This is a genomic window from Citrobacter sp. wls826 (genome assembly GCF_005281245.1).
In the GTDB taxonomy this organism is placed as follows: domain Bacteria; phylum Pseudomonadota; class Gammaproteobacteria; order Enterobacterales; family Enterobacteriaceae; genus Citrobacter; species Citrobacter braakii.
The window spans coordinates 111,279-115,899 of sequence record NZ_SZWS01000045.1; the positions used below are offsets into that span (position 1 = coordinate 111,279).

The 4,621-nt window shown below is 54.4% G+C and carries 4 protein-coding genes; 3 read left to right on the forward strand and 1 reads right to left on the reverse strand.

The genetic code is table 11. The features are described from left to right. The 3 genes from FDW87_RS10115 to katG all read left to right on the forward strand — a co-directional run. Positions 1 to 777: LysR family transcriptional regulator (locus tag FDW87_RS10115; RefSeq protein WP_252363097.1), on the forward strand; the 777-nt coding region annotated here is incomplete at its 5' end. 157 nt (positions 778 to 934) lie between these two features. Then, on the forward strand, positions 935 to 1,822 hold the full coding sequence (metF, locus tag FDW87_RS10120) for a methylenetetrahydrofolate reductase (protein WP_103284374.1): 888 nt from the start codon (positions 935 to 937) through the stop codon (positions 1,820 to 1,822). A gap of 168 nt (positions 1,823 to 1,990) precedes the next feature. Further along, the gene (katG, locus tag FDW87_RS10125) at positions 1,991 to 4,171 is read left to right on the forward strand and encodes a catalase/peroxidase HPI (protein WP_137379701.1); all 2,181 of its coding nucleotides are present in this window, start codon (positions 1,991 to 1,993) and stop codon (positions 4,169 to 4,171) included. A gap of 85 nt (positions 4,172 to 4,256) precedes the next feature. Here katG and FDW87_RS22235 read toward each other — a convergent pair. Further along, a partial coding sequence (locus tag FDW87_RS22235) for an iron-containing alcohol dehydrogenase (RefSeq protein WP_252363098.1) occupies positions 4,257 to 4,621 on the reverse strand: 365 nt, incomplete at its 5' end.

The following is a 4,621-nucleotide window of genomic DNA, read 5'->3' on the forward strand; positions in this document are numbered from 1 at the left end:
CGCCAGCTTGAAGATCGCCTGGGGGTGACGCTTTTTGTCCGTCATACCCGTGGACTTACGCTGACGGAGGACGGCCAGCGCGTCCTTGAAATCGTGCGCCCGCTATTGGCGTTACAGGATAAAACCTGGACGGCGTTGAGTCAGATAGCGAAGACGGGAGAGCAATCTCTGCGCTTAGGGCTAAGTACGGCGTTTGAGCAGGGCGTTTTTGCGGCGCTTGAGTCGCAGCTTTCTACGTGTGTACAGAAGCTACATATTGTCCGTCATGGTTCGCCTGAACTGGCGCGTCAGGTGCGTCGGGGAAAACTGGATGCAGCGCTGGTGGCGCTACCGCTTGAGAATTCGGGTCTTAGCGTCACGCCGCTCGGCTGGCAAGAATCGATGATTGCCGCCTTACCCGCGCTCTGGCCAGAGGCGGCTCTGCCTTCGCTCTCGTTAACGTCGCTGAACCACCGACCGCTGTTCTGGTTCAAACGTGAACGTAACCCTGCTTTTTTTGATTACACTCGACACATTTTTCGTCGTGCCGGTTACTCTCCTGCCCTTATTGAGGAGCCGATGGAACATGACGTGCTGCTGGCACGGATCGCGCAGGGTGACGGTCTGAGCCTGGTTCCGGCCTCCTTTTCCGCTATCCAGCGTCAGGGCGTGATCTTCCTTCCGCTTACTGATACAGAATTGCGGCTTAGCATGGGGTTAGCGACGCTGCCTGAGAACGTAACAAAAGTAGAGTGGCTACAGACGGTCGTGACGCAATCTCTCACCATTTCAAGCTGATGTGAATTTTTTTCACGTTGGCTGAGTATTCCTCACCTTTAACGATGATTTTTGTGTTGACGCCAGCATGCTTTTCCGTCATTTTTACATCTAGACGTCTAAACGTATAGCAGTTCACAACACAACATATAACGACAAAAGATTGATGAGGTAAGGTATGAGCTTTTTTCACGCCAACCAGCGGGAAGCCCTGAATCAGAGCCTGGCAGAAGTGCAGGGTCAGATTAACGTTTCGTTTGAGTTTTTCCCGCCGCGCACCAGTGAAATGGAGCAAACCCTGTGGAACTCCATCGATCGCCTGAGCAGCCTGAAGCCGAAGTTTGTTTCAGTTACTTACGGTGCAAACTCTGGTGAGCGCGACCGTACGCACAGCATTATTAAAGGCATTAAGGATCGCACAGGTCTTGAAGCGGTCCCGCACCTGACATGCATTGATGCGACCCGCGATGAGCTGCGTACCATTGCTCGGGACTACTGGCAAAACGGTATTCGTCATATTGTTGCCCTGCGCGGCGATCTGCCGCCGGGAAGCGGTAAACCGGATATGTATGCTTCCGACCTGGTGACTCTGCTGAAAGACGTTGCAGACTTCGATATCTCCGTTGCGGCTTACCCGGAAGTGCACCCGGAAGCGAAAAGCGCTCAGGCCGATTTGCTGAACCTGAAGCGTAAGGTTGATGCCGGTGCAAACCGCGCGATTACCCAGTTTTTCTTCGATGTAGAAAGCTATCTGCGCTTTCGCGATCGCTGCGTGTCTGCGGGAATCGATGTGGAAATTATTCCGGGCATCCTGCCGGTATCTAACTTTAAGCAGGCGAAAAAATTTGCTGACATGACCAACGTCCGCATTCCTGCGTGGATGTCGACCATGTTTGATGGTCTTGATGATGACGCGGAAACCCGCAAGCTGGTGGGCGCAAATATCGCCATGGATATGGTGAAAATTCTCAGTCGCGAAGGGGTGAAAGATTTTCACTTCTATACCCTCAACCGTGCCGAGATGAGCTACGCTATTTGTCACACACTGGGTGTAAGACCTAACTAAACAGATGCCCCAGCCCTCTACGGAGGGCTTTTTGTTGATCATTTTGATCTACATCTCTGTAACTTAAAATATAAAAGGAATTAGCTATCGAATCTGTGGGTTATTTCGACTATATCTTATCTCTGGTGGTGTATATCGTAGTCAGAACACTGTAAAGGGAGCATATAGATGAGCATGTCCGACGATAGCCAAAACGCATCAACTGCCGGTAAGTGTCCTTTTCATCAAGGCGGTCACGATCAGAGCGCGGGAGCAGGAACGAATAACCGCGACTGGTGGCCAAATCAACTCCGCGTTGATCTTTTAAACCAACATTCCAACCGTTCGAACCCGCTGGGTGAGGACTTCGACTACCGCAAAGAGTTTAGTAAACTCGACTATTCTGCCCTGAAAGGGGATCTCAGAGCCCTTCTGTCCGAATCTCAACCATGGTGGCCCGCTGACTGGGGAACCTATGCCGGATTGTTTATCCGCATGGCATGGCACGGCGCGGGAACCTATCGCTCTATCGATGGACGCGGTGGAGCGGGTCGCGGACAGCAGCGTTTTGCACCACTGAACTCCTGGCCGGACAACGTCAGCCTTGATAAAGCGCGTCGTCTGCTGTGGCCAATCAAGCAGAAATATGGTCAGAAAATTTCCTGGGCCGATCTGTTTATCCTCGCGGGTAACGTGGCGCTGGAAAACTCAGGTTTCCGTACCTTTGGCTTTGGTGCCGGTCGTGAAGATGTCTGGGAACCGGATCTCGACGTAAACTGGGGTGATGAAAAAGCCTGGCTGACTCACCGTCACCCGGAAGAGCTGGCAAAAGCGCCGCTGGGCGCTACCGAAATGGGCCTTATTTATGTGAACCCGGAAGGGCCGGACCATAGCGGCGAACCGCTTTCTGCGGCAGCGGCTATTCGCGCGACCTTCGGTAACATGGGGATGAACGACGAAGAAACCGTGGCGCTGATTGGCGGCGGTCATACGTTGGGCAAAACCCACGGCGCAGCAGCGGCATCGCACGTTGGCGCCGATCCAGAATCCGCACCGATTGAAGCGCAGGGCCTGGGCTGGGCCAGCAGCTACGGTAGTGGCGCGGGCGCGGATGCAATTACTTCTGGTCTGGAAGTGGTGTGGACGCAGACGCCTACCCAATGGAGCAACTATTTCTTCGAGAACCTGTTCAAATATGAGTGGGTGCAGACTCGCAGTCCGGCAGGCGCGATTCAGTTTGAAGCGGTTGACGCGCCAGAAATTATTCCCGATCCGTTTGATCCGTCGAAAAAACGCAAGCCGACGATGCTGGTTACCGACCTGACGCTGCGTTTCGATCCTGAGTTCGAAAAGATCTCTCGCCGTTTCCTGAACGATCCGCAAGCGTTCAACGAAGCGTTTGCCCGTGCGTGGTTTAAACTGACGCACCGCGATATGGGGCCAAAATCGCGTTACATTGGCCCGGAAGTGCCAAAAGAAGATCTGATTTGGCAAGACCCGCTGCCGCATGCGTTCTTCAACCCAAGCGAAGAAGATATCCTGAAGCTGAAGGCGACCATCGCTGCTTCCGGACTGTCCGTGGGCGAACTGGTATCGGTAGCGTGGGCTTCGGCATCGACTTTCCGTGGCGGGGATAAACGTGGCGGCGCTAACGGTGCGCGTCTGGCGCTGGACCCACAACGTGGCTGGGATGTGAATGCCACTGCGGCACGTGTTCTGCCTGTGCTGGAAGGTATTTATAAGTCTGCCCATACTGCCTCGTTGGCCGATATTATCGTGCTGGCCGGTGTTGTCGGTATCGAGCAGGCGGCTAGCGCTGCGGGTGTCAGCATCAAGGTACCTTTTGCGCCGGGTCGTGTGGATGCGCGTCAGGATCAAACGGATATTGAGATGTTTGAACTGCTTGAGCCGATTGCCGATGGTTTCCGTAACTACCGCGCTCGTCCTGACGTGTCGACCCCCGAGTCGCTGCTGATCGACAAAGCGCAGCAGTTGACGCTAACCGCACCGGAAATGACCGTGCTGGTGGGCGGTATGCGCGTACTGGGCACCAACTTTGATGGTAGCCAGCACGGCGTCTTTACCGATCGCCCTGGCGTACTCAGCACTGACTTCTTCGTCAATCTGCTGGATATGCGTCATGAGTGGAAGGCGGTTGATGAGTCACAAGAGCTGTTTGAAGGTCGTGACCGTTCGAGCGGCGAAGTAAAATACACCGCAACTCGCGCCGATCTGGTGTTTGGTTCTAACTCTGTACTGCGCGCAGTGGCTGAAGTTTATGCCTGCAGCGATGCTCACGAGAAGTTCGTGAGAGATTTCGTTGCCGCATGGGTGAAAGTGATGAACCTGGATCGTTTCGATCTGCTGTAACAGACCATGCCGGATGTCGCTTGTGCGGGTCCGGCATAGTATGAACAAAAAAATCCCCGCAATTGCGGGGATTTTTATTGGTCGGTTATTCCCACTCTTGCAGGTAACGTTGACCGTACTGGTCAGCCACCAGCAGGGCGGCATACACCTGGTCCGGCGTTGCGCCGCCAGGCATGTTGTGGATGGTTTCGCCTTCGGCACAGGCAGCTTCAGCCACAATGCGCATTTTCGCCGGAATATCCTGTTTGATGTCCAGTTGCGCCAGGGTAATCGGCAGGCCAACGGAATGACACAGCGCCGCAACGGTTTCAATTTCATCGACCGGTGCGTTTTCCAGTACCAGTTGCGTCAGCGTGCCGAAAGCCACTTTCTCGCCGTGGTAATAGTGATGCGCATCCGGGATTGCTGTCAGACCGTTATGGATGGCGTGCGCCGCCGCCAGACCGCCGC